Source organism: Pseudomonas sp. SORGH_AS_0199 (assembly GCF_031453735.1).
Lineage (GTDB): Bacteria > Pseudomonadota > Gammaproteobacteria > Pseudomonadales > Pseudomonadaceae > Chryseomonas > Chryseomonas aestiva.
In genome coordinates this window covers 2,264,432-2,288,844 of the sequence record NZ_JAVJAE010000001.1, presented here as the reverse complement: position 1 = coordinate 2,288,844, position 24,413 = coordinate 2,264,432, and the positions used below count along the sequence as shown (strand labels likewise).

Sequence of the window (24,413 nt, the reverse complement as noted above, 5' to 3'; positions counted from 1 at the left end):
ATCGGCGGACTGCCATGGCCGCGATAAAGACAGTTGCTGCTACGAAAGGGGCGACAGTTGATCCCGATTTTTTGCCAGGGTGATGCAGATGAGCGCCTGCTCGAAAAGCCCTCTCGCCACCAGGCCCAGTGGAAAAGGATGCGCCGTTTTCCACGCTACTGCAGTGCTCAGCCGCAACCTATTTGCCACTGGCGCGGAACCTGATCGCGAGTGACCGGAGCTGAAGCCGCCATAGCCCTGCGCGGCCCCTGGCCAGCTCTAGATACCGAACCGGACCCAAAGCGCTCGCCAACTCCTGCGCGAGCGTCTGGACTACCCCATTAGCAGGCGCTGAGCGCCTTTCCATATTTCCTGCACATTTGCCCAGCAGCCTGACTTCCATCTCAGTCAGGTCTGGCAGGCATGAGCAGGAAATCCCGCACTCTCGTCGTCGTTGTCTTGGTCGGTGCCGCCGTGGCGCTGGGGCTGGTGCTGCACGGGCGTTCGACCAATGCCGGCAGCGCTGCGCATGGCAGCCAGGGTGGCCGGGCCTGGGGCGCGGCCGCGGGACAGGGCCAGGCGATCACCGTGGCAGTGGGCCAGGCCGGGCATGCGGATGTGCCGGTCACCCTCACCGCCCTGGGCACCGTGGTGGCCAACGCCAGCGTCACGGTGACCACCCGGGTGGCCGGTCAGCTGGAGCAGGTGTTCTTCACCGAAGGTCAGCGGGTGAAGAAGGGCCAGCTCCTGGCGCAGATCGATCCGCGGCCCTACCAGGCCACCCTGGATCAGTATCGCGGTGACCTGGCGCAGAACCAGGCGCAACTCAAGAGTGCCCAGCTGACCCTGGAACGCTATCGCCGGCTGGTGGCCAAGGATTCCCTGGCCAAACAGGAGCTGGACACCCAGGTCGCCACTGTGGGCCAGTACCAGGGCGCGGTGCAGGCGGACCAGGCGCAGATCGCCGCCGCCCAGTTGAATCTGCAGTACGCCCGCATCATGGCGCCGCTGGAAGGCTATGTCGGCCTGCGCCTGGTGGACCCGGGCAACTACCTCGCGGCCGGCGACACCACCGGCCTCGTCAGCATCACCCAGACCGATCCCATCGCCGTGACCTTCAGCCTGCCCCAGGCGACGCTTGCCAGCCTGCTGCCCAAGGTCCGCCAGGGCCAGGCGCTGCCGGTCACCGCGCTCGGCCAGCTGGACGGTACGACGCTGGCCGATGGCGCGTTGAAGTTCATCAGCAACGAGATCGACACCAGCACCGGCAGCCTCAAGCTCAAGGCAGTGTTCGCCAACCCGGAAGAGAAGCTCTACCCCAACCAGTTCGTCAACGTGCGCCTGCAGACCGACACCCTGAAGAACGCCGTGGTGGTCCCCGCCGCCGCGGTGCAGCTGGGCAGCGACGGCAGCTTCGTCTATGTGGTGGGCGCCGATGACAGGGTGCAAAGACGCAGCGTGACCGCCGGGCCGGCACTGGGCGAGCGGCTGGCCATCACCCAGGGACTCGCGGGCGATGAGCGGGTGGTCATTCGCGGCATCGACCACCTGCGCGACGGCGCCCAGGTCCGCGTGGAAGGCGCGCCGGCGGCGGATGCCCGCCGATGAATCCGTCACGGCTGTTCATCCAGCGACCGGTGGCCACGGTGCTGCTGATGGTGGCGGTGCTGTTCGCCGGCCTGCTCGGCTATCGCCTGCTGCCCATCTCGGCGCTGCCGGAGGTGGACTATCCCATCATCCAGGTGACCACCCTCTACCCCGGCGCCAGCGCCAAGGTGCTGGCCACCGCAGTGACGGCGCCGCTGGAACGCCAGCTGGGACAGATGGCCGGCCTGGCGCAGCAGTACTCCACCAGCTCGGCCGGCGCTTCGGTCATTACCCTGAAATTCGATCTCAGCCTGTCGCTGGACGTCGCCGAGCAGGAGGTGCAGGCCGCGATCAACGCCGCCAACAGCTATCTACCGGACGACCTGCCCAATCCGCCCACCTACAAGAAGGTCAATCCCGCCGACGCCCCGGTGCTGACCCTGGCCGCCACCTCCGACAGCCTGCTGCTGACCCGGGTGCAGGACCTGGTCAGCAACCGCCTGGCGCTGAAGCTGTCGCAGATCTCCGGGGTTGGCCTGGTGAGCCTGGCCGGCGGCCAGCAGCCGGCGGTGCGCATCGATGTCGACCCCAAGGCCCTGGCCGCCCACGGCCTGACCCTGGAAGACGTCTACACGGTGGTCAATGCCGCCAACGTCAACGGCTCCAAGGGCGGCTTCGACGGCCCCGACCACTCCATTACCATCGACGCCAACGACCAGTTGCGCAGCGCCGCCGAGTACGGCGAGCTGGTGCTCAGCTATGCGCAGGGCGCCGCCCTGCACCTCGAGGACGTGGCCACGGTCGCAGAGGCACCGGAAAACGCCTATCTGCAGGCCACCGCCAACGGCCGGCCGGCCATCGTCATCAACATCCAGCGCCAACCGGGGGCGAACGTCATCGGCGTGGTCGACGCCATCCAGAAACAGTTGCCCAAGCTCCGGGCCGCCCTGCCCGACAATGTCCAGCTAACGGTGCTGGCCGATCGCACCCAGACCATCCGCGCCTCGCTTGCCGACGTGCAGTTCGAGTTGCTGCTGTCCATCGCCCTGGTGGTGATCGTGACCTTCCTCTTCCTGCGCAACCTCACCGCGACCCTGATTCCCAGCCTGGCGGTGCCGCTGTCGCTGGTGGGCACCTTCGGGATCATGTATCTCGCGGGCTTCTCGCTGAACAACCTGACGCTGATGGCCCTGACCATCGCCACCGGCTTCGTCATCGACGACGCCATCGTGGTGGTGGAAAACATCGCCCGCCACCTGGAAGAGGGCGAGCCGCCGCTGCAGGCGGCGCTGCGCGGTTCGCGGGAGATCGGCTTCACCATCATTTCGCTGACCTTCTCGCTGATCGCCGTGCTGATCCCGCTGCTGTTCATGGGCGACGTGGTGGGTCGGCTGTTCCGCGAATTCGCCATCACCCTGGCGGTGGCCATCCTGGTCTCCATGTTCGTCTCCCTGACGCTCACGCCGATGCTCTGCGGCCGGCTGCTGCAGCACGTGCCGCCGGAGCGCCAGAGCCGCTTCGCGCGCTGGGGCGAGCGGCAATTCGAACGCCTGGTAGCGGGTTACGACCGCACCCTGAGCGTGGTGCTGGACCATCAGCGGCTGACCCTGCTGGTGGCCGTGGCCACCGTGGCGCTGACCGCCCTGCTCTATCTGCTGGTGCCCAAGGGCTTCTTTCCCGGCGAAGACACCGGGCTGATTGTCGGTTTCACCCGCGCCTCCCAGGATGTCTCCTTCGACGCCATGGCCCGCCGCCAGCAGGCGCTGGTCGAGCAGGTGCTGGCCGATCCGGCGGTGGCGACGGTCACCTCGACCCTCGGCGTCGACGGCAGCAACGCCACCCTCAACCAGGGCCGCCTGCAGATCCAGCTCAAGCCCTTCGACGAGCGCAGCGAGCGGGCGCCGGCCATCATCCAGCGCCTCAAGCAGGGCGCCGCGGGCGTCGCCGGTATTCGCCTGGACCTGGTAGCCAACCAGGAGCTGACGGTGGACGACCAGCTCACGCCCAGCCAGTACCAGTTCACCCTGGACGATGCCGACGGCACCCGGCTGGCCGCCCTGCTGCCGCGGCTGATGCCGCGTCTACAGGCCCGGCCGGAATTGCGCGACGTGCTCGACGACCTGGAAGACCAGGGCCTCACCGCCCAGGTGGAGCTGGACCGCGCCGCCGCCGCCCGTTTCGGCATCACCGCGGCCGATGTGGACACCGCGCTCTACAACGCCTTCGGCCAACGGCTGATCTCCACCATCTTCACCCAGGCCAACCAGTACCGGGTGGTGCTGCAGGTGCCCGGTGCCTTCCGGCAGACCCCGGCGGCCTTCGGCGACATCTACCTGGCGCCGGCGACGAGTTCGACCGCTAGCACCACCAGCAGCAGCAGCAGTAGTACAAGCACAAGCACCGCTGCCACGACCACCACCAGCACCCCCAAGGGCCTGGTACGCCTCACCGACATCGCCCGCATCGAGCAGCGCCCGGGCCCCCTGTCCCTGACGCGCCTGGGGCAATTCCCGGCGGTGACGCTGTCCTTCAACCTGGCTGACGGCTATTCCCTGGAGCAGGCGCAGCAGGCCATCGCCCAGAGCATGGCCGAGGCCCAGGCACCGAGTAGCGTCACCCTGAGGTACCAGGGCGCGGCCCAGGCCTTCCAGCAGGCGGCGGGCAATACCCTGTGGCTGATCCTGGCCGCGGTGGTGGTGATGTACATCGTGCTGGGGGTGCTCTACGAGAGCTTCATCCACCCGGTGACCATCCTTTCCACCCTGCCCTCGGCGGCCATCGGCGCCCTGCTGCTCCTGCTGCTGACCGGCACCGAGTTCTCCCTGATCGCCCTGATCGGCGTGGTGCTGCTGATCGGCATCGTCAAGAAGAACGCCATCATGATGGTGGACTTCGCCCTGGAGGGACGCCAGCAGCTGCACCTGGCGCCGCGGGAGGCCATTCACCGCGCCTGCCTGTTGCGCCTGAGACCCATCCTGATGACCACCCTGGCCGCCCTGCTCGGCGCTCTGCCGCTGATGTTCGCCAGTGGTTCCGGCGCCGAACTGCGCCGGCCGCTGGGGCTGGTGATCGTCGGCGGGCTGCTGGTCAGCCAGGTGCTGACGCTCTACACCACGCCGGTGATCTACCTGGTCTTCGATAGCCTCGGCGAGCGGCTGGGGCGGCGCTGGCAGCGGAGCGGCGGACGATGAATCCCATCCGCCTGTTCGTGCTCAAGCCGGTCGCCACCCTGTTGCTGAGTCTGGCGGTGCTGTTGCTCGGCCTGCTCGGCTACGCCCGCTTGCCGGTGGCGCCGCTGCCCAAGGTGGACTTCCCCACCATCGTGGTCACCGCCAGCCTGCCGGGCGCCAGCCCCGAGACCATGGCCGCCACCGTCGCCACGCCGCTGGAGCGCAGCCTCGGCCAGATCGCCGGAGTCACCGAGCTGACCTCCAGCAGCAGCCAGGGCGCCACCACTCTGATCCTGCAGTTCGACCTGTCGCGCAACATCGACGGCGCCGCCCGTGACGTCCAAGCCGGCATCAACGCCGCCCGCAGCCTGCTGCCCAGCGGCATGCCCAGCCTGCCTACCTATCGCAAGGCCAATCCCACGGAATCGCCGATCCTGATGCTGGCGCTCACCTCCAAGACGCGCAGCCCCGGCGAACTCTATGACCTGGCGTCGAGCATCCTGCAGCAGAAGATCGCCCAGGTGCAGGGCGTCGGCCAGGTGTCGATCCGCGGTAGCTCCTTGCCGGCGATCCGCATCGACCTGCAGCCCCAGCAACTGGCCCATGCCGGCATCGCCCTGGACAGCGTGCGCACGGCCATCGCCAATGCCACCACCCATGGCGCCAAGGGCGTGCTGCACGCCGAGGGCCAGACCTGGTCCATCGAGAGCAACGGCCAGCTGGAGCAGGCGGCGGACTATGCGCAGCTGATCGTCGGCTACCAGCAGGGCGCGGCGGTGCGCCTGAGCGACGTGGCGCGGGTCTACGCCACGGTCGAGGACGTCTACGTCAGCGGCTCGCTGAACGGCCAGCCCTCGGTGACCCTGGGCGTCACCCGCCAGGCCGGCGCCAACATGCTGCAGACCCTGGACGCCATCAAGGCCCAGCTGCCGGTGCTGCAGGCTCTGGTGCCCGGCGACGTGGACCTGGTCCCGGTGATCGACCGCTCCGCCAGCATCCGCGCCTCGCTGCACTCCACCGAGGAGACCCTGCTGGTGGCGGTGCTGCTGGTGATCGCGGTGGTGTTCGTCTTCCTGCGCGACCTGCGCGCCACTCTGGTACCGGCCGTGGCCCTGCCGCTGTCGCTGATCGGTACCTGCGCGGTCATGTACCTACTCGACTACAGCCTGGACAACCTGTCGCTGATGGCGCTGATCATCGCCACCGGCTTCGTGGTGGACGACGCCATCGTGGTGCTGGAGAACGTCACCCGCCACCGCGAGCTGGGCCGCGGGCCGCTGCGCGCGGCCTTGATCGGCGGCCGCGAGGTGGCCTTTACCGTGCTGTCGATGACGCTGTCGCTGATCGCCGTGTTCATCCCGCTGCTGCTCATGGGCGGCATCGTCGGGCGGCTGTTTCGCGAATTCGCCGTGACTCTCAGCGTGGCCCTGGTCATCTCCATGCTGCTGTCGCTGACCCTCACCCCCATGCTCTGCGCGCGGGTGCTGCGCGAGCGGTCACCCACGGCGCCGGTGCCGACGCTCTATCGGTGGATCGAGAACGGCCTCGCACGCTTGCAAGGCGGCTATCTGCGCGGTCTGGACTGGGTCCTGCGGCGCCCGCTGCTGACCCTGGCGAGCCTGGCGCTGACCGTGGTGCTCAACGTCTACCTCTATGTGGTGGTGCCCAAGGGCTTCTTTCCGGATCAGGACACCGGGGTGGTGCTCGGCGCCATCCGCGCCGACCAGAGCATCTCCTACCAGGCCCTGGCGCCCTATGTGAAGGAGATCGCCGCCCGCTTGCGTGACGATCCCGACGTAGCGGCGGTGATGGCCTCTACGGGCGGCGGCATGTTCGGCTCGCGCAACTCGGCGCAATTCTTCATCCGCCTCAAGGACTACAACGAGCGCCAGGACAGCGCCCAGCGGATCGCCAATCGCCTCAGCCAGCTTGGCAGCCGCCATGCCGGCATCCAGCTGTTCCTCATGCCGGCCCAGGATCTGCGGGTCGGCGGGCGCAGCGCCAACGCCACCTATCAATTCAGCCTGCAGGCCGACGACCTCGACGAACTGCGCCGCTGGACACCCACGGTGGAAGCCGCCTTCAAGACCCTGCCGGAACTCACCGGGGTGGATTCCGATGCGCAGAACGGTGGCCAGGAGGTGCGCCTGGAGATCGACCTCGCTGCGGCGAGTCGCCTGGGAGTGAGCGTCAAGGACCTCGACACCCTGCTGGACAACGCCTTCAGCCAGCGCCAGGTGGCCACCCTCTATCACACCCTCAACCAGTACCACGTGGTGCTGGGGCTGGCGCCGGCCTACACCCAGGACCCCGAGGTGCTCAAGCAGCTGTACGTGGTGACCGGCAGCGGCGTCCAGGTCCCGCTGGCCGCCTTTGCCCGCTTCACCGGCGGCAACGCGCCCCTGGCAGTGGCGCACCAGGGCCAGATGGCCACCAGCACCCTGGCCTTCAACCTGGCCGACGGGGTCTCCCTGGAGCAGGCCCAGGCGGCGATCCAGGCGGCGCTGGTCAAGGTCGGCCTGCCGCGGGAGATCCAGTCCGGCTTCCAGGGCACCGCCCAGGCCTTCGCCACCCTGGTCGCGCAGATTCCCTGGCTGGTGGCCGCGGCCCTGGCGGCCATCTACCTGGTGCTGGGCATGCTCTACGAGAGCTACATCCATCCGCTGACCATTCTCTCCACCCTGCCCTCGGCCGGGGTCGGTGCCCTGTTGTTGCTGCTGGCGACCGGCACCCAGCTGACCCTCATCGCCCTGATCGGCATCCTGCTGCTGATCGGCATCGTCAAGAAGAACGCCATCCTGCTGGTGGACTTCGCCCTGGTCGCCGAGCGCGACCGCGGCCTCTCGCCCGAGGCCGCCATCCGCGAGGCCTGCTGGCTAAGATTCCGGCCGATCCTGATGACCACCCTGGCGGCCTTCTTCGGCGCCCTGCCGCTGGCGCTGGGCAGCGGCGGCGACGACGCCCTGCGCCAGCCCCTGGGGCTGGCCATCGCTGGCGGCCTGGCGCTGAGCCAGGTGCTGACCCTCTTCACCACCCCGGTGGTATTCCTCTGTCTCGACCGCCTGAGCCGCGCCAGCCGCCGGTTCTGGCGCCAGCATCTGCGCCGCGCCGCGGCCTGAAGGTAACGACCATGCCGCTCCCGCGCCTCCTGCCCCCGCTGCTCCTGCTGACCCTGCTTGCCGGCTGCACCGTCGGGCCCGACTACCAAAGGCCCAGCGCCCCGCTGTCGACGCAATTCAAGGAGGCAGCTGGCTGGAAGGCCGCCCGCCCGCGTGACGATCAGGCCAAGGGCGCCTGGTGGCAACGCTACGACGATCCCCAGCTCAGCGCCCTGCTGACCCAGGTGGCGGTCTCCAACCAGAACGTCGCCCAGTACCAGGCGCTCTATCGCCAGGCACGCGCCCTGGTCCGCGAAAGCCGCGCCGAGACCCTGCCCAGCGCCACCCTGGACGCCAAGACCACCCGCAGCGAGAACGCCAGCAGCAGCGACAGCGGCAGTACCAGTGCCGGCGGCGCCACGGTCAGGAACGCCGACAGCCTCAGCCTCGGCCTGAGCTGGGACCTGGACCTCTGGGGCCGGCTGCGCCGCACCCTGGAAGAAGACCATGCCAGTGCCCAGGCCAGTGCCGCCGAGCTGGCCAACGCCACCCTCAGCGCCCAGGCGGAACTGGCCCAGGACTACTTCCAGCTGCGCGTGCTGGATCGGCGCCTGGCGCTCTATGAGCAGACCCTGGCCGATTACCGCCGCTATCTCGCGGTGATCCAGAACAAGTACGACGAACAGCTCGCCTCCCGTGCCGATCTCGCCCAGGCACGGACCCAGCTGGAGAGCGCCGACGCCAATCGGCTGGCCCTGACCACCCAGCGCGCCCAGCTGGAACACGCCATCGCCCTGCTGCTGGGCAAGCCGCCGGCGGACTTCGACCTGGCCGCCGATCCCCGATGGCAGGCCCGGCTGCCGGACATTCCCGCCGGCCTGCCCACCGCCCTGCTGGAGCGCCGCCCGGACATCGCCCAGGCCGAGCGCCAGGTGGCCGCCGCCAATGCCGCCATCGGCGTGGCCACCGCCGCCTACTACCCCGACCTGACCCTGAGCGCCAGCGGCGGCTACCAGAGCAGCCTGCTCGGCGAGCTGCTCAAGACGCCGAGCCGCTTCTGGTCACTGGGACCGACCCTCTCCGGCACCCTGTTCGATTTCGGTTCCACCCGCGCAAGCGTCGACCAGGCCCGCGCCGCCTACGATGCCAAGGTCGCCAGCTACCGGCAGACGGTACTCACCGCCCTGGGCGAGGTGGAAGACGACCTGGTGGCGCTGCAGGTGCTCGGCCCCGAACTCGCCGCCCAGCGCCGCGCCGTGGCCGCCGCCCGCGATTCGGCCAGCGTGACCCGCGACCAGTACGAAGCCGGCATCATCGACTACCTGGACGTGGCCACCACCCAGGCGACCCAGCTGAGCCAGGAGCAGAGCCTGCTGCAACTGGAATCCAGCCAGCTGGTAACCAGCGTCCAGCTGCAGATGGCGCTGGGTGGCGACTGGCAGGCCGCGCGTCTGGCCGACGCCCCCTGAAAACCTGTTCTCGATCTCGCGAGCTAGAGACAAACAAGGCGAAAATGGTTGAGGAAGCGGATCGCACTCGCGTTCGAGTTTACGAGTGGTAAATGAGCATTCCGAAGCCATTTTCAACGCCGTTTGGCCGACGCGCAGCAGATCAAGAATAGGTTCTGACAGCCACCCGTGGAGCTGCTAGCGTGCCCTTACCTTCCGCCGTCGAGATCCGCATGGGCCTGCTGCGTCTGTCCCTTTCCGCCAAGGTCTTTCTCGCCGCCCTGGCGCTCTGCGCCTTCGCCGTGCTGGGCATGGCCTGGGCCTCCTACCTGAGTTTCTCGCGGGATTTCCTCGGCTATCTCAACGGCCAAGCCGAACAGCGGCTGGATGCCCTGGTGCCGCGCTTCGAGCACGCCTACGCCGAGCATGGCGACTGGAATTTCCTGCTCAACCAGCACCCGCCCGAGGCCTGGATCCAGCTGCTGCGCCCGGAATTGCCCGCCAATACCAGCGTCCGCCCCTCCCCGCCGGTGTCGGATCTCACCGGCGCCTTTCTGCGCTTCTCGCTGCTGGATGCCGAGCATCGCTACCTGATCGGCTTTCGCGACCTGCCGCCCGTCCCGCTGTTGCGGGCCATCCACTGGCAGGGCCGGGTGGTCGGCTGGCTGGCGCTGACGCCCTTCGAGGCGGTCATCAGCGACGGCGACCGCCGCTTCCAGCAGAGCCAGATCCGCTCCAGCCTGGTGATCGCCTTCGTCTGCCTGCTGCTGGCCGCCGCCCTGGCCTGGTGGATCGCCCGCACCCTGCTGCGCCCGATCCGCACCGTGGCCGCCGCCACCCATCGTCTGGCGGCCGGCGACTACGGCATCCAGCTGCCCATCCGCTCCGCCGACGAGGCCGGCCAGCTGGCCCAGGACTTCAACCGCCTGGCCCGCGTCCTGGCCAGCAACGAGCTGCAGCGCCGCGCCTTCATGGCCGACATCTCCCACGAATTGCGGACGCCCCTGGCGGTGCTCAGGGGTGAACTGGAAGCCATGGAGGACGGGATCCGCCCGCTGGATGTGAGCGGGCTGAAGTCGCTGCAGACCGAGGTCGGCTCGCTGAACAAGCTGGTGGACGATCTATTCGAATTGTCGCTGGCCGAAGTCGGCGGCCCCACCTACCGCCACGAAGCGCTGGACCTGGCGACCCTGCTGGCGCTGACCGCCGATGCCTGGCGCCCGCGCTATCGCCAGGCCGGCCTGGAACTGCGGCTGGAGCTGCCGGATACCCCGCTGCTGATCCGCGGCGATGAGGCGCGCCTGGGCCAGCTGTTCTACAACCTGCTGGAGAACAGCCTGAGGTACACCGAAGCCCCTGGTCAGGTGCACCTTGCCGCGCGCCAGCTCGGCAACCTGCTGCAGGTCGATCTGCAGGACTCCGCGCCCGGGGTGCCCGCGGCCGACCGCGAACGGCTGTTCGAGCGGTTCTACCGCGTCGAAGGCTCGCGCAGCCGCCGCAGCGGCGGCGCCGGCCTGGGCCTGGCCATCTGTCGCGGCATCGCCGAGGTGCATGGCGGTCAGCTGCAGGCCAGGGAATCACCGCTTGGCGGCCTCTGGCTCGAACTGCGGTTGCCCGCCCTCGCTGACCGGAGCCCGGCATGAGCCAGACCATTCTGCTGGTGGAAGACGAACCCAAGCTCGCCGCCCTGCTGAGTGACTACCTCAAGGCCGCCGGCTTCAGCTGCGACTGGCACGCCGACGGCGAACAGGCCCTGGCCGCCCTCCGCGCCACGCCACCCGACCTGCTGCTGCTCGACCTGATGCTGCCCGGCCTCGACGGCCTGGAGATCTGCCGCGCTGTACGCACCTTCAGCGCCCTGCCGATCATCATGGTCACCGCCCGGGTCGACGAGATCGACCGCCTGCTCGGCCTGGAACTGGGCGCCGACGACTACATCTGCAAACCCTTCAGCCCGCGCGAAGTGGTGGCCCGGGTCAAGGCCGTGCTGCGCCGCAGCAGCGTGCCGGACGGCCGGCCCGCGCCCAGCGGCCTGCAGCTGGACACCGAGACCTACCAGGCCAGCTTCAACGGGCGGCCGCTGGAGCTGACCCCGGTGGAATTCCGCCTGCTGGCGACCCTGGCCCAGCACCCCGGCAAGGTGCTTTCGCGCGACCAGTTGCTCAACCACTTGCACACCGACTACCGCATCCTCACCGACCGCACCGTCGACAGCCACGTGCGCAACGTCCGCCGCAAGCTGCACCGCCTCGACCCAGACTGCGAGCTGATCCGCTCCATCTATGGCGTGGGCTATTGCCTGGAGACTTGACCCGCTCAGCCTGCGCTCGACCAGGCCGCACTCGCCGATCCCAGCCGCGTAGCCGGCCGCGGCCAGTGCAGGCGCAGGTCGCCGATCTGCAGCGGCGGGCGCAACCGCAGCGCCGGCCCCCAGGCGGTGGGCTCGGGGGTGGCATCGTAGTCGGCGTCCTGCACGCTGGTATAAAGGGGCGCGTAGGCCACGGCGGGATGCTCGGTCAGCAGGCAGGCGGTACGCGCCAGCGACAGGCGCGCGCTCAGCACACGGCCCTCGCGCAGGCGACCGGTGAGGCCGCGGATGACCGCGGCCGCCATCAGGTAACCGGTGGCGTGGTCGAGGGCCTGAACCGGCAAAGGCACCGGCTGCTGCGCCTGCTGCCAGTCGCGCCCGGCCGCGGCGATGCCGCAGGACAGCTGCACCAGGCTGTCGTAGCCGCGCCGCAGGGCCCAGGGCCCGGTCCAGCCGTAGGCGCACAGGGACACGTCGATCAGCGCCGGCTGCAATGCCCGGCGCTGGGCGGCACCATAGCCGAGCCGCTCTAGAGCGTCGGCGCGATAGCCGTGCACCAGGACATCTGCCTCTTCCAGCAAGGCTTCGAACACCCAACGGTCGGCCGGCCGGCGCAGGTCCAATCGCGCGCAGCGCTTGCCCAGCGTCACCTCGGGTGCCTGGGCCGGTTCGTCCCAGTCGGGGGGATCGATCCGCAGCACCTCGGCGCCCAGCCCGGCCAGCAGGCGGGTGGCGATGGGTCCGGCGAGGATGCGGGTCAGGTCGAGGATGCAAATGTCCTGCAAGGGGCGTTGTGGATCGGGGCGCCAGTCGCGCGCGGTGGCAATGGCTGTCCATTCCTGGGCGATCAGGGGTTCGGCGCGAACGGCCTGGCCCTGAGGATGCGCCTGCCAATCCGCCTGGGTACGTAGCCTGGCCGCGCAGCCGCCCGCCGCGACGATGGCCGTCTCCAGGTCTTCGCCCGACCCGCCCGCCATGGCCCGCGCCACGGCGTCATGGCTATTGGCGCAGCCCAGCACGGCCAGGGCACGCTCCCGGTGATGAGGCGCATTGGCGTGCAACCGTAGCCAGCCGTCGCGGGTACGGTAGTCGCCGGTGATCGCATCCCAGACGTCGGGCAATTCCCAGCCCAGGGAACGCAGGGAGGTCTTGAACCAGGCCGCGGCCAGGTGCCGGTCCACCTGCACCGGCAATCCGGGTGCCCCTTCGGCCAGCAGATCGGCGGCGGCCAGGCCGGCGACCCCGATCGCCGCCGTGGCGAGGTCGCTGACCGGAAAGCAGGAGGCCAGGCTATCGTTGCCCCGGACCTGCAGATTCGCCGCCTGGGCGGCAGACAGATCCAGGGCGGTGACGAGTTCGTCGAGCAGGGATTGAAAGACGGCAGGCGTACGGGACGGGTGGGTCAAGGCAAGGTCCTCCGCGGCAGCAGGCAGTGCTCTCACAGTAGCCCTGCCTGCGCGAGCAGGACACCGGCGTTCGTCCGTCTACCGTCCAGCGCGACACGGGGACAAATCGCCCTCTGCCTGGGTCTCCCCTTCATCAGCCCACCCACGCTATCGGGAGACCCCATGACCGCACGACAACTCCTCATCGCCGGCGCCAGCGGCATCATCGGCCAGGCCGTGCTGGACGCCTTCGCCAAGGCCGGCTGGTCCATCACCACCGTCGGCCGCTCGCGACAGGCACCCAGTCGCTTTCCTCATCTGACCGCCGACCTGCTGGACCCGGCCAGCCTGGCCGCGGCCAAGGCCGATCTCGCCGGCGTGACCCATCTCTTCTACAGCGCCCTCAAGCCCAACCTCGACCCAGGCGTCGAGGCGGACGAAAACGCCGCTATGCTGGAGAACCTGGTCGCCGCGGTACGGGATGCCGGCGCCCCCCTGGCCCGCATCACCTTCGTCCAGGGCGGCAAGATCTACGGCGCCCACCTGGGGGTGTACAAGACCCCAGCCCGCGAGGATGACAGCCGCCACTTCCCGCCCAACCTCTATTTCCGCCATGAAGACTTCGTGCGCAGCCTGGAGGCCGACGGCATCCGCTGGACCGCCCTGCGCCCCGACATCGTCATCGGTCACTCACTGGGCTCGGCCATGAACCTGGGCAACCTGATCGGTCTCTACGGCGCCCTGTGCAAGGCGACCGGCACCGCCATGCAATTCCCCGGAACCGAGCAGGCCTATCGCGGCGCCCTGGTCAACGTCACGGCCGCGCCGCTGCTGGGCGAAGCCGCGGTCTGGGCCGCCGAAGAGCAGCACGATGGCGCCTTCAACCTCACCAACGGCGATGTCTTTCGCTGGAGTCACGTCTGGCCACAGCTGGCCGACTGGTTCGGGCTGGACGTGGGCGAGCCGCAACCCATCTCCCTGGCCCAGCGCCTGACCGCGCTGAAGCCGCTCTGGCAGACGCTGGCGCAAGGGGAAGGACTGGCCGAGGCCGATCCCGAGCGGATTGCGCCCGGGGCCTTCGGCGACTTCATCTTCCATGTCGAGAAGGACGCCATCTTCGATGTGACCAAGGCGCGGCAGGCCGGCTTCGGGCAGATGGTCCTGAGATCGGACGAGGTCCTGCTCGCGCACCTGGAGGACATGCGTCGGCGGCGACTGATTCCCTGAGGCATCCCGCGCCGTCCCGATAGAGGCAAAACGCCCGGGACGACATGCGGTCTCAACCCCAACGTCTCGCCATTGGAGTTCTACCTTGTACGCCGACACCCTCACCTGGGGCCATGGCCCCCGCACCTTCGAAGTCTTTCTCGAGCCCACCTGCCCCTTTTCGGTCAAGGCCTTCAACAAGCTCGACGACCTGCTGACCCAGGCCGGCCCTGAGCGGATCACCCTGAAGATCCGCCTGCAATCCCAACCCTGGCACCTGTTCTCCGGGGTGGTGGTGCGCTGCGTGCTGGCCGCCGCCACCCTCGACGGCGGCAGGGAGAGCGCCAAGGCGGTGCTGGCCGCGGTGGCGGCCCATCGCGAGGAATTCGAGTTCAAGGATCACGCCACCGGCCCCAACCGCGACGCCACGCCCAACGACATCATCGCGCGCCTGGAAGGCTACAGCGGCCTGGCCCTGGCCGACGCCTTCGCCAATCCGGACCTGCAGCACGCCATCAAGTGGCACTGCAAGTACGCCCGGCAGAACGGTATCCATGTCTCGCCGACCTTCATGATCGATGGCCTGGTGCAGCTCGATATCAGCAGCGGGGATTCGGTCGCGGACTGGCTCGCTCGACTGGGTTGAGCAGCAGGCCCAGGGTCGAGAGGCGGCGTAGCCTGACCACTCGCGCTATGCTCGGCGGCCCCGTCCCGACCCGAGACAGACCCTTGATGGCCCTCCCCGCTGGAGACTCATCCTGGAAGCCCTGAGCGTCTACCTGGGCCTGGCCGCCCTCGCCTTCGGTGCGGCCACCCTGCTACCCCTGCAATCGGAAGCGGCCCTGGCCGGGCTGCTGCTCACCGAGCGCTATGCCACGGCGCTCCTGCTGCTGGCCGCGACGCTGGGCAATGTCGCCGGCTCGACGCTGAACTGGTGGCTGGGCACCCACCTCGAACGCTTTCGCCAACGCCGCTGGTTTCCGCTGTCGCCGCAACGTCTTGACCGTATCCAGGCGGCCTACCAGCGCTGGGGCTGGTGGTCGCTGCTGCTCAGCTGGATGCCCGTGATCGGCGATCCCCTGACCCTGGTGGCCGGGGTGATGCGCGAACCGCTGTGGCGCTTTCTACTGGTGGTGACCCTGGCCAAGGCCACGCGCTACACCGTGGTCTGGGGTCTTGCCCTGGGTTGGCGCTGAGTCGGCCTGGCTATCGTTCGCTAACCAAGCTGACGCCGGCGGCGCCACAACCAGCGCGTTTCCACGGCGGCGAGATCGGCAAGCGGAATCAGTTCAGCGGGAATACGACTGCAGTTCGACAGGTTGAACACCTGGCGACCCGCGGCGCGCATCGCGGTCTGCATGACCTGCAGGCCGGGCAGGATGCGACTGTGCAGGTGCTCGTCGAGGCCGCAGGGCGACGCCGGCGAGCGGCCATCCTCGTAGAACCGCGGACGGTCGCTGTCGAGATCGACGCCGGCAAGATAGATCTCGGTGAATCCCAGGTGATAGGCCAGTTGCAGGGCGATGAAGGCCACCGTGCGGACATCGAAGATGCCGTAATCCAGGTTGCAGCTGAAGCCGATATCCCGGGCGCGACGACTGAACCAGGCAGGCAGCCGTTGCGCCTGTTCCTGTTCGGCGCCCAGGTGGTGCTCCAGGCGTGTGGCTGGCGCGCGGTGCAGCGGATGCGCCTTGGCGGCCAGTTCCGCGGGCAGGGCCTGGATGGCTTTCGGCCAGAGTGCCAGCCGGGTGGCCCGCTCCAGTCCCTGTCGATAGAGCTCGGGTTGCTGCTGCGCGAAACTGAGATCGCTGCAGACGTAGAACAGCGGACTCAGGGGACTGCCCAGCAACTTGGCGATGGCGCCATTCATGGTGATGACCGGAATGTCCCGCCAGACCGGCAGGTTGAGCCTGCCCGCCGACGGCCCCGAGGCCAGCAGCAGCACGGGGCCGCGGTAGGCATTGCGCCAGGCGGCGAAGGCGCCAGCGCTCGAACTCACAGCTTCGGTCGGGCGGAACGAGAGGGGTGAAAGGTACAAGGTACGACTCCTCGGAGTGACGATGACCAGACCTGGCGCGCCGATCGACCACTAGCGAACGCGCCACGTGACAGGGCCCAGCACCGGACAGCGCTGCGGCCCCGTCGCCCATTGTGCGTGAACCTGCCACTGCTGGATTTCTACCCCAGGTAAAAGTCCGTCGCCACCTTGTATCCGGATCCTTACAAAGTCCGGCGTTGAGTCGTGACCGCTGCTGCCCTGGCGCCTCCCAGGCTGGATACTCTGGCCAGCCTGGGAGGCCTTGCCGCTAGGAACCGCGGTAGGTGCTGAAGCCGTAGGGGCTGAGCAACAGCGGGATATGGTAGTGCTGCTCTGGCTGGGTGACGTCGAACACCACCGGGATCTCAGGGAAAAAGGCGCTGCGGCCCTGCTGGCGATAGTAGTCGCCGGTCTTGAAGACCACCCGGTACTCGCCCTTCTCGAAGGTCCTTTCCTTGGGGAACAGCGCCGACACCCGGCCCTGCTCGTTGGTGACCTCCTCCGCCAGCGGCTGCCAGCCCTGCCCTACCTGGCGCTCCAGGGTCACGTGCACCCCCGCCGACGGCTTGCCGTCCTCCAGGTTGAGCACGTGGACACTCAGGGGATTGGGCGCGGCGACCGCGAAGCCGGACAGGGCCAGGCCACACAACAGCACGAACGTCTTCATGGAGATTTCCTTCAAGGATGAGAGGTGAGGTTGAGGTGTCCAGCGGCCGCCAGCGCACAGCGCTCGTCCGCCCCGCCACCGCCGGCACCGGCGATGCCCAGGGCGCCGACCAGCTGGTCGCCTTCGTAGAGGGGGATGCCACCGCCGAGCAGCAGCAATTCGGGCAGGGTGATTAGGTTGGCCGCATCCGGGTTCTGCCGGGCGCGCTCGGCCAGCGCCTGCGACGGGGTGCGGGTGGACAGGGCGGTAAAGGCCTTGCGCCGCGCCGCCTCGGCGTTGTGCGGTCCGACGCGGGTATCGCGTTGCAGGAGGATCAACTGACCGCTGCGGTCGAGCACCGCCAGCGCGGCGCTGCAGGGCGCGGCCTGCGCCAGGCGCTGCGCGGCCGCGAGGTCGAGATCGGGGTGCTGCGGCAGCGCCGCCTGCGCCTGACCGAGGGCGGCAGCGCCCAGCAGCGCGAGGGTGAGAGAGGAAAGAAAGCGCGACATGATTCGAGGTCCAGGAGATGACCCCGCCAACCTATCCTGATCGTTCGGTCAGGAACGGGTACTGCAGAATGACAATTTTGTCAGAAGGATCAGCGAGATAGCTGTCCCGACCCGACAGCGTCACCCCTCGCCCGCAGCGTTGACATTCCTGCCTCGCGGCGCGTGGGTAACGCGCCGAGGCTCCCGTTGCCTTGATCCCTCTCTATTGCCAGCGACCCGAGTCGACAGTGGGCTCACGAAGGGCCGTTGCTTTCCGGAAGTGCACAGGCCCATCGACCACGCAAAACCATCGGGTCGCTATTGATCGATTAGATCAAAACATGCTTTATTGTGATCAGAACAATCACAAGGTAGGCATGACCATGAAATTCCGCGGCATCGTTCCCGCCCTCGTTACCCCCTTTGACGCCCAACAACGTGTCGATGAAAACGCTTTGCGCGGTTTGATCGAAAACCTGATTGGCGCCGGCGTCCACGGCCTGTTCGTATTGGGCACCAACGGCGAGTTCTTCGCCCTCTCCGAAGCCGAAAAGCTGCGTATCGCCGAGCTCACGGTGGACGCCGCGGGCGGCCGGGTCCCGGTCGTAGCCGGTACCGGTGCCTTCGCGACGCACGAAGTGATTGAACTGAACAAAAAGATGGCGGATCGCGGCGTCGATGCCCTGTCGGTGATCACGCCCTACTTCAATGCTGTCAGCCAGAAAGAGCTGATCACTCATTACGAAGCCATTGGCGACGCCTCCCCACTGCCGCTCATGCTCTACAACATTCCGGCCAAGACCGGCATGTCGATCGGCATCGGCGCCGTGGCCACCTTGAGCCAGCATCCGCAGATCAAGGGGATCAAGGACAGCGCGGGCAACTTCGACGCCCTGGTGCAGATGATGAAGTACCGCAGCGATGACTTCGCCGTCTTCGCCGGTACCGACTCCCTCATCTACTGGAACCTGCTGGCCGGCGGCGATGGCGCGGTGGCCGCCACGGCCAACGCGGTACCTCAGGTCGTCATGACCATCTGGAACGCCTTCCAGGCCGGCGATCACGCCACCGCCCGCGCCGCCCAGGAAAAGCTGCGGCCGCTGCGCGATGCCTTCGCCCTGGGCACCATGCCATCGGTACTGAAGAAGGCCGCCGACCTGCTCAACGTCCCGGTCGGCCCCTGCCGCGCTCCGGTCGCGCCGCTGGACGAAGCCACGGTGCACAAGCTCGAAGGCCTGCTGGCCATCTATCGCGACTGACCCGGAGCGCCCATGTCCCTCTATCATTTCCAGACCGTCAAACACCTGGTCCACGGCGCCGGCGCCCTGGATCAGCTCGGCGACAAGCTCGCCCTCCTCGATGTCCCGCTGCGCCGCGTGGTGCTGGTCACCCAGAACGCCATGCATGGCCTGGGCGTGACCGAGCGCGTCAAGGCGCAACTGGCCGCCCGCGACATCGACGTGGCCGTCATCGACAACGTCGAGATCGAGCCGACCCTCGAGAACATCGAGCAGGTCTTTCGCGAACAGGTCTCGCCGCGCCAACCGGACGCCCTGCTCGCCATCGGCGGCGGCTCGGTGCTGGATGCCGCCAAGCTGTTCGCGGTCATGCTCACCAACGAGCAGTCGCTCAGATCCATGCTCGGCATCGACCAGGTCGCCCGCGCCGGGCTGCCCACCGTGCTGGTCCCGACCACCGCCGGCACCGGCTCGGAAGTGACGCCCAATGCCATCGTCACCCTGCCCGACGAAGAGTTGAAAGTGGGCGTGGTCAGCCGCCACCTGCTGCCCGCGCTGGTGCTGCTCGATCCGCTGCTGACGCTGAGCCTGCCCAAGGCCATCACCGCGGCTACCGGGATGGATGCATTCACCCATTCGCTGGAGTCCTTCATCTCCAACAAGGCCAACCCGGTCAGCGATACCTTTGCCCTGGAGTCCATGCGCCTGATCGCCGGCAGTATCGTCGAGGCCTATCAGCAGCCGGACTCGGTGCGCGCCCGCAGCGACATGCTGCTCGGCTCCACCTACGGCGGCGTGGCCCTGACCGCCGCCGGTACGGCCGCGGTCCATGCGCTGGCCTATCCCCTCGGTGGCAAGTTCCACGTCACCCACGGGGTGGCCAACGCCATGCTGCTACCCCATGTCATGGCCTTCAACCTGGACAGTTGCGCGCCGCGCCTGAAGCGCGCCGCCATGGTCTGCGGCCTGGCCCGCGCGGAAGACAGCGACGAAGCCGCCGCGCACCAGCTGATCGAGCAGATCGCCGCCTGGACCGCCACCCTGGAAATCCCCCAGGACCTGGCCGCCTTTGGCGTGCGCGAGGAGCATCTGCCGGAGATGGCCGTGGCGGCCTCCAAGGTCACTCGGCTGATGGTCAACAATCCCAAGCCGCTGAGCCTGGACGACATCCAGGCGCTGTACCGGCGCCTGCTGCCATGACCCGCCTGCTGATCCTAGCCGACGACCTCAGCGGCGCCGCCGACTGCGCCCTGGGCTTTGCCAAGGCCCAAGCGACCCGGGTGCTGCTCGACGCCGAGGCCCTGGACGCCCAGGCGCCGGTGACGGCACTGGATCTGGACAGCCGTCGACTGGATGCGCGTGCGGCGGCCGCACGCCACGCCGCGCTGCTCGGGCACCCGGCGTTGGCGGGCGCCGCGCTCTACAAGAAGATCGACTCCACCCTGCGTGGCAATGTCGCCGCCGAGGTGGCGGCCCTCACCCCGCGCGGCCTGGCCCTGGTCGCGCCCGCCTACCCGGCACTGGGCCGCACCACCCTGGGGGGTATCCAGTACCTGGACGGCGTACCGGTCGACCAGACCGATGTCTGGCGCAACGAAGGCCTGACCGGCAGTGCCGATCTGGTTGCTCAACTGACCGATCACGGCATCAGCTGTGCGCGGCTGGATCTCGCCACCCTTCGTCAGCCGGTGGCCCTGGCCGCCGCCCTGCGCCGCGCGCTGGACAGTGGTCTGCCCGCGCTGGTCTGCGACGCCGAGCGGCAAACGGACCTGGAGGCACTGGCCCGGGCTTCCGCGCCCGTGGCGCAGCAGCTGTTCTGGGTCGGCTCCGCAGGCCTGGCCGAGGCGCTGCCTGCAGCCCTGGGCCTGACCGGCCACACCGCACTCCGCCCTCATGGGGACGGCCCGATCCTCACGGTGGTGGGCAGCATGTCACGACACTCCCAGGCCCAGGCCGAGCGACTGGTGGCGGGGAGCGGCCAACACTGGCAGCGGCTGGCCCCTGCCTGGCTGCTGGAGCCGCAGCACGCCGCCGAGCGTACCGCGCTGGCCGCGGCCCTCGCTCGGCAGCTCGCCCGCGGCGAAGACGTCCTGGTGAGCCTTGACCAGCAGGCCCGCGACCCGCGCCAGGCTGTGGCCCTGAGCCAGGCCCTGGCCGAACTGCTGCAGCCCGTCCTGCAGGAAGCCGCTGCCGTCATGGCCACCGGTGGCGAGACCGCTCGCGCCCTGCTCGCCCAGGCCGGCATCACGGCGCTGGACCTGCACGGCGCCCTCGCCCCGGGCGTGGCCCTGGCCAGCACCCGCTGGCGCGGTCGCGCCCTGCGGATAGTGACCAAGGCCGGCGGCTTCGGCCAACCCGACACCCTCCTCGATGCCTGGCGCCACCTGCGCGCCAGCCTACCCGCACAGGCCGCCACGGCCTCCCTGCAGAAGGAAGCCCACCATGTCTGAACGTCCCGTCATCGGCATCACCATGGGTGACGCCACCGGCGTCGGTCCCGAGATCATCATGAAGTCCCTAGCCCACGCCTCGGTCTACGACAGCTGCCGCCCGCTGGTCATCGGCGACGCGGGCCGCCTGGAGGATGCCAATCGCATCGTCGGCGGTCGCCTGCAGATCAACGCCATCGAGCGTCCCGATCAGGCGCGCTTCCAGCCCGGCGTGGTGGATTGCATCGACCTCGGTCTGATTCCCGCCGACCTGCCCTACGGCAAGCTGTCCGCCCTGGCCGGCGACGCCGCCTATCGCTACATCGAACGCACCGTGCAGCTCACCTCCGCCGGTGAACTCGATGCCATCTGCACCGCGCCACTGAACAAGGAAGCCCTGCACGCGGGCGGTCATATCTTCCCGGGGCACACCGAGCTGCTGGCGCACCTCACCGGCACCGAGGAGGTGTCGATGATGCTGATGACGCCGATCCTCAAGGTCATCCACGTCACCACCCACATCGGCATCATCGATGCCATCGCGCGCATCGAGCCGGGCCTGGTCAAGCGCACCATCGAGCGCGCCCATGCCACCCTGCAGCGGGCCGGCATCCAGGACCCGCTGATCGCCGTCTGCGGTATCAATCCCCACGCTGGCGAGAACGGCCTGTTCGGCTACGGGGAAGAAGAAACCAAGATCCAGCCGGCCATCGACGAGCTGCGCGCCCGTGGCTGGCGCGTGGAAGGCCCACTGCCTGCGGACACCCTGTTCTTCCGCGCCGGTCGCGGCGATTTCGACTGCGTGGTGGCCATGTACCACGACCAGGGCCACGGGCCGGTCAAGGTCATGGGCCTGGAGGCGGGCGTCAATGTCACCGTCGGCCTACCGGTGATCCGCACCTCGGTGGACCACGGCACCGCCTTCGACATCGCCGGCAAGGGCATCGCCGACGAGCGCAGCCTCATCGAGGCGTTGCGCCAGGCCACCGAACTCGCCAGCCGGCATCGCGCCAGCCAGGCCGCCTGAGGAGCCTGACCATGAAAGTCGTCTGCACCTCGCCCTCCTTCGCCAAGTACTCCCGGGAACCCCTGGAGTTGCTGGCCCGCCACGGCATCGACGTGGTGACCTTGCCCGCCGACATCGATGCCGAGGGTTTCATTGCCGCGGCCGCCGAGTGCCAGGCGGCCATCACCGCCTTCAATGTCTTCGACGCCGCCACCTTCGCGGCCCTGCCGCAGCTGCGCCTGGTGTGCAAGCACGGCGTCGGGGTCGACAACATCGACCTCGACGCGGCCCGTGCCAGCGGCGTGACCGTCTGCAACGTGCCCAACTCCAACCGCCATGCGGTGGCCGACTACACCTTCGCCCTGCTGCTGGCCTCGGCCCGCCAGGTCGCTCGCGCCGATCGGGAGACCCGCGCCGGCGAGTGGCCACGGCTGTTTGGCGCGGATGTCCACGGCAAGACCCTGGGCATCGTCGGCCTGGGCAGCATCGGCAAGGAAGTCGCGCGGCGCGCCAGCGGCTTCGCCATGCGCGTCATCGCCCATGACCCCTATCCCGATCAGGCCTTCGCCGACCGCGAACGCATCGAGTTTCGCGCCCTCGACGAGCTCCTCGCCGAAGCCGATTTCGTCACCCTGCACATCGGCCTGTCCGACGCCACTCGCCACCTGCTGGACGCACGGCGACTGGGCCTGATGAAGCCGGGCGCCCACCTGATCAACGCCGCGCGCGGCGGCATCGTCGATGAAGAGGCGCTCTACCAGGCATTGCACAGCGGCCACCTGGGCGGCGCGGCCCTGGACGTGTTCGAGGACGAGCCGGCCAACCAGCACCCGCTGTACGGGTTGCCCACCGTGGTGGTGTCACCGCACATCGCCGGCTACACCCCGGGCGCGCTGGACATCCTCAGCCTCACCTGCGCCCGCAACGTGGTCGCCGCCCTCACCGGCAGCGGCACCCTGGAGTCCGTCGTCGTCGCCCCCTGACCCCCTACCCCTTTCGGAACCTGATCATGGATAACAACAACAAGGCCACCAGGATTCGCTGGATCATCGCCGGACTGATGTGGACAGCGATCGCCATCAACTACATCGACCGGGTGGTGCTCTCCGCCGCCGCACCCTTCATCAGCAAGGAATTCGCCCTCAACGCGACCGAGATGGGGCTGATCATGTCGGCCTTCTTCTGGTCGTACGCCCTGCTGCAGTTGCCCGCGGGCTGGCTGGCCGACCGCTTCGGTCAGAAGGCCACCCTGGGCGGCGCGGTGCTCTGGTGGTCGCTGGCGACCGCCCTGACCGGCCTCGCCACGGGCTTCAAGTCGCTGTTCGCCTTGCGCATCGGCCTGGGCATCGGCGAGGCGGCGGCCTACCCGAGCAACGCCGGCATCACCTCGCGCTGGTTTCCCGACAAGGAGCGCGCCACCGTCTCGGGCATCTTCGACAGCGGTTCCAAGTTCGGCGGCGCGGTGGCCATGCCACTGATCGTCGGCCTGATCGCACTGTTCGGCTGGAAGCTGACCTTCGTCATCAGCGGCGCCCTCGGCATCCTCTGGGCCCTGGCCTGGTTCGCCTTCTACCGCAACGATCCGGAAGACCACCCGCGCATCAACGAGGCCGAGCTGCGCTACATCCGCGAAGGCCAGCGGCGCCGCGAAGGCAATGGCGAGAAGCCGGCCATGCGCTGGTACGAGCTGCTGCGCTACCGCAACGTCTGGGCCATGTGCCTGGGCTTCTTCTTCATCAACTACAACTCCTACTTCTTCATCACCTGGCTGCCCACCTACCTGGTCAAGGAAAAGGGCATGGACCTCATCTCCATGGGCTTCATGGCGGCGCTGCCGCTGCTGATCGCCATGGTGGTGGAAGTCTTCGCCGGCTGGCTGTCGGACCGCATCTACCGCAGTGGCCGCTATTCGCTGACCACGATCCGCAAGACCTTTCTGATCGTCGGCCTGCTGATGGCCTCCTGCATCGGCCTGGCCGCCTTCGCCGAGTCGGCCTGGATCGCCATCGTGCTGCTGTGCATCGCCAAGTCCGGCACCACCGTGGCTGCCACCCAGGTGTGGGCCATGCCCGGCGATATCGCCCCGCGCGGCATGACTTCGATGCTGGCCGGCCTGCAGAACTCGGTTTCCAACATGGGCGGCGTGGTCGGCCCCATCGTCACCGGCTTCATCGTCGCCACCACCGGCTCCTTCAACATCGCCCTGCTGTTCTCGGCGGCGCTGATCGTGGCGGCCATCCTCAACTACCTGTTCCTGCTCGGCCGGGTGGAACCCATCGTCACCGACGACGACCCGGAGGCGGACCTGCTGGGCGCCGGCCAACCCAGCCACTGACGTTCCTCGTTCAGGGCGCCGGCGGCCTGTCGGCGCCCTGTGAAAAAGCTCG

Annotated in this window: 19 protein-coding genes; 15 read left to right on the top strand and 4 right to left on the bottom strand. The window is 68.5% G+C overall.

What is annotated here, in order from left to right:
• The first annotated feature begins 402 nt into the window (after positions 1-402).
• The 6 genes from QE444_RS10685 to QE444_RS10660 all read left to right on the top strand — a co-directional run bounded on the left by QE444_RS10685 (position 403) and on the right by QE444_RS10660 (position 11,593).
• Positions 403-1,587 (top strand): efflux RND transporter periplasmic adaptor subunit, encoded by a 1,185-nt coding sequence (locus tag QE444_RS10685; protein ID WP_309738415.1) that lies wholly within the window; start codon positions 403-405, stop codon positions 1,585-1,587.
• The gene (locus QE444_RS10680; RefSeq protein ID WP_309738413.1) at positions 1,584-4,757 is read left to right on the top strand and encodes an efflux RND transporter permease subunit; all 3,174 of its coding nucleotides are present in this window, start codon (positions 1,584-1,586) and stop codon (positions 4,755-4,757) included. The genes QE444_RS10685 and QE444_RS10680 overlap by 4 nt, the downstream gene beginning before the upstream one ends.
• Positions 4,754-7,855, top strand: a complete 3,102-nt coding sequence (locus tag QE444_RS10675; RefSeq protein ID WP_309738411.1) for an efflux RND transporter permease subunit — start codon at positions 4,754-4,756, stop codon at positions 7,853-7,855. The genes QE444_RS10680 and QE444_RS10675 overlap by 4 nt, the downstream gene beginning before the upstream one ends.
• Positions 7,856-7,866: 11 nt before the next feature.
• Positions 7,867-9,303 carry an efflux transporter outer membrane subunit gene (locus QE444_RS10670; RefSeq protein WP_263259054.1) on the top strand — a complete coding sequence of 479 codons (1,437 nt, stop codon included), beginning with the start codon at positions 7,867-7,869 and terminating at the stop codon, positions 9,301-9,303.
• Positions 9,304-9,524: 221 nt separating this feature from the next.
• The gene (locus tag QE444_RS10665) at positions 9,525-10,925 is read left to right on the top strand and encodes an ATP-binding protein (protein WP_208694937.1); all 1,401 of its coding nucleotides are present in this window, start codon (positions 9,525-9,527) and stop codon (positions 10,923-10,925) included.
• A complete protein-coding gene (locus tag QE444_RS10660; RefSeq protein ID WP_208694635.1) occupies positions 10,922-11,593 on the top strand; it encodes a response regulator in 672 nt (223 codons plus the stop codon). Before QE444_RS10665 ends, QE444_RS10660 begins: the two co-directional genes overlap by 4 nt.
• Before the next feature lie 5 nt (positions 11,594-11,598).
• On the opposite strand, the gene QE444_RS10655 is transcribed toward QE444_RS10660, so the two are convergent.
• Entirely contained in the window at positions 11,599-12,996 is a 1,398-nt protein-coding gene (locus QE444_RS10655) for a CoA transferase (protein WP_263259052.1), read from the bottom strand.
• A 162-nt stretch (positions 12,997-13,158) separates the two neighbouring features.
• On the opposite strand from QE444_RS10655, the gene QE444_RS10650 reads away from it, so the two are divergent.
• The 3 genes from QE444_RS10650 to QE444_RS10640 all read left to right on the top strand — a co-directional run bounded on the left by QE444_RS10650 (position 13,159) and on the right by QE444_RS10640 (position 15,377).
• Positions 13,159-14,202 carry an SDR family oxidoreductase gene (locus QE444_RS10650; RefSeq protein WP_263259051.1) on the top strand — a complete coding sequence of 348 codons (1,044 nt, stop codon included), beginning with the start codon at positions 13,159-13,161 and terminating at the stop codon, positions 14,200-14,202.
• 85 nt (positions 14,203-14,287) lie between these two features.
• Positions 14,288-14,827 (top strand): thioredoxin domain-containing protein, encoded by a 540-nt coding sequence (locus QE444_RS10645; protein WP_187978857.1) that lies wholly within the window; start codon positions 14,288-14,290, stop codon positions 14,825-14,827.
• A gap of 112 nt (positions 14,828-14,939) precedes the next feature.
• Positions 14,940-15,377, top strand: coding sequence for a YqaA family protein (locus tag QE444_RS10640; protein ID WP_263259080.1), 438 nt, complete (start codon positions 14,940-14,942; stop codon positions 15,375-15,377).
• A 20-nt stretch (positions 15,378-15,397) separates the two neighbouring features.
• Here the strand turns inward: QE444_RS10640 and QE444_RS10635 are convergent, their stop codons facing one another.
• The 3 genes from QE444_RS10635 to QE444_RS10625 form a co-directional block, all read right to left on the bottom strand.
• On the bottom strand, positions 15,398-16,180 hold the full coding sequence (locus QE444_RS10635) for a lipopolysaccharide biosynthesis protein (RefSeq protein ID WP_309738406.1): 783 nt from the start codon (positions 16,178-16,180) through the stop codon (positions 15,398-15,400).
• A gap of 307 nt (positions 16,181-16,487) precedes the next feature.
• Complete coding sequence (gene uraH / locus QE444_RS10630) at positions 16,488-16,886, bottom strand: hydroxyisourate hydrolase (protein WP_309738404.1); 399 nt, start codon at positions 16,884-16,886, stop codon at positions 16,488-16,490.
• An 11-nt stretch (positions 16,887-16,897) separates the two neighbouring features.
• Positions 16,898-17,374, bottom strand: a complete 477-nt coding sequence (locus QE444_RS10625; RefSeq protein ID WP_273861179.1) for a heme-binding protein — start codon at positions 17,372-17,374, stop codon at positions 16,898-16,900.
• Positions 17,375-17,736: 362 nt separating this feature from the next.
• Between QE444_RS10625 and dapA the strand changes: the two genes are divergently transcribed.
• The 6 genes from dapA to QE444_RS10595 are packed head-to-tail and all read left to right on the top strand — an operon-like array spanning position 17,737 to position 24,361.
• Positions 17,737-18,612 (top strand): 4-hydroxy-tetrahydrodipicolinate synthase, encoded by an 876-nt coding sequence (gene dapA, locus QE444_RS10620; RefSeq protein WP_150340685.1) that lies wholly within the window; start codon positions 17,737-17,739, stop codon positions 18,610-18,612.
• Positions 18,613-18,624: 12 nt separating this feature from the next.
• A complete protein-coding gene (locus QE444_RS10615; protein ID WP_187978854.1) occupies positions 18,625-19,791 on the top strand; it encodes an iron-containing alcohol dehydrogenase in 1,167 nt (388 codons plus the stop codon).
• Positions 19,788-21,041 carry a four-carbon acid sugar kinase family protein gene (locus QE444_RS10610; protein WP_187978853.1) on the top strand — a complete coding sequence of 418 codons (1,254 nt, stop codon included), beginning with the start codon at positions 19,788-19,790 and terminating at the stop codon, positions 21,039-21,041. Before QE444_RS10615 ends, QE444_RS10610 begins: the two co-directional genes overlap by 4 nt.
• Positions 21,034-22,047, top strand: a complete 1,014-nt coding sequence (gene pdxA, locus QE444_RS10605) for a 4-hydroxythreonine-4-phosphate dehydrogenase PdxA (protein ID WP_074584374.1) — start codon at positions 21,034-21,036, stop codon at positions 22,045-22,047. The genes QE444_RS10610 and pdxA overlap by 8 nt, the downstream gene beginning before the upstream one ends.
• Before the next feature lie 11 nt (positions 22,048-22,058).
• Positions 22,059-23,009 (top strand): phosphoglycerate dehydrogenase, encoded by a 951-nt coding sequence (locus QE444_RS10600; protein ID WP_263259044.1) that lies wholly within the window; start codon positions 22,059-22,061, stop codon positions 23,007-23,009.
• A 26-nt stretch (positions 23,010-23,035) separates the two neighbouring features.
• Positions 23,036-24,361: an MFS transporter gene (locus QE444_RS10595; protein WP_187978850.1), complete on the top strand. Its 1,326-nt coding sequence runs from the start codon at positions 23,036-23,038 to the stop codon at positions 24,359-24,361.
• The last annotated feature ends 52 nt before the right edge of the window (positions 24,362-24,413 follow it).

What these genes read in the sequence shown, in the direction of transcription:
- QE444_RS10685 (WP_309738415.1), top strand. Translation starts at nt 403, where the DNA reads ATGAGCAGGAAATCCCGCACTCTCGTCGTCGTTGTCTTGGTCGGTGCC.
- QE444_RS10680 (WP_309738413.1), top strand. Translation starts at nt 1,584, where the DNA reads ATGAATCCGTCACGGCTGTTCATCCAGCGACCGGTGGCCACGGTGCTG.
- QE444_RS10675 (WP_309738411.1), top strand. Translation starts at nt 4,754, where the DNA reads ATGAATCCCATCCGCCTGTTCGTGCTCAAGCCGGTCGCCACCCTGTTG.
- QE444_RS10670 (WP_263259054.1), top strand. Translation starts at nt 7,867, where the DNA reads ATGCCGCTCCCGCGCCTCCTGCCCCCGCTGCTCCTGCTGACCCTGCTT.
- QE444_RS10660 (WP_208694635.1), top strand. Translation starts at nt 10,922, where the DNA reads ATGAGCCAGACCATTCTGCTGGTGGAAGACGAACCCAAGCTCGCCGCC.
- QE444_RS10650 (WP_263259051.1), top strand. Translation starts at nt 13,159, where the DNA reads ATGACCGCACGACAACTCCTCATCGCCGGCGCCAGCGGCATCATCGGC.
- uraH (WP_309738404.1), bottom strand. Translation starts at nt 16,886, where the DNA reads ATGAAGACGTTCGTGCTGTTGTGTGGCCTGGCCCTGTCCGGCTTCGCG.
- QE444_RS10625 (WP_273861179.1), bottom strand. Translation starts at nt 17,374, where the DNA reads ATGTCGCGCTTTCTTTCCTCTCTCACCCTCGCGCTGCTGGGCGCTGCC.
- dapA (WP_150340685.1), top strand. Translation starts at nt 17,737, where the DNA reads ATGAAATTCCGCGGCATCGTTCCCGCCCTCGTTACCCCCTTTGACGCC.
- QE444_RS10615 (WP_187978854.1), top strand. Translation starts at nt 18,625, where the DNA reads ATGTCCCTCTATCATTTCCAGACCGTCAAACACCTGGTCCACGGCGCC.
- QE444_RS10610 (WP_187978853.1), top strand. Translation starts at nt 19,788, where the DNA reads ATGACCCGCCTGCTGATCCTAGCCGACGACCTCAGCGGCGCCGCCGAC.
- pdxA (WP_074584374.1), top strand. Translation starts at nt 21,034, where the DNA reads ATGTCTGAACGTCCCGTCATCGGCATCACCATGGGTGACGCCACCGGC.
- QE444_RS10600 (WP_263259044.1), top strand. Translation starts at nt 22,059, where the DNA reads ATGAAAGTCGTCTGCACCTCGCCCTCCTTCGCCAAGTACTCCCGGGAA.
- QE444_RS10595 (WP_187978850.1), top strand. Translation starts at nt 23,036, where the DNA reads ATGGATAACAACAACAAGGCCACCAGGATTCGCTGGATCATCGCCGGA.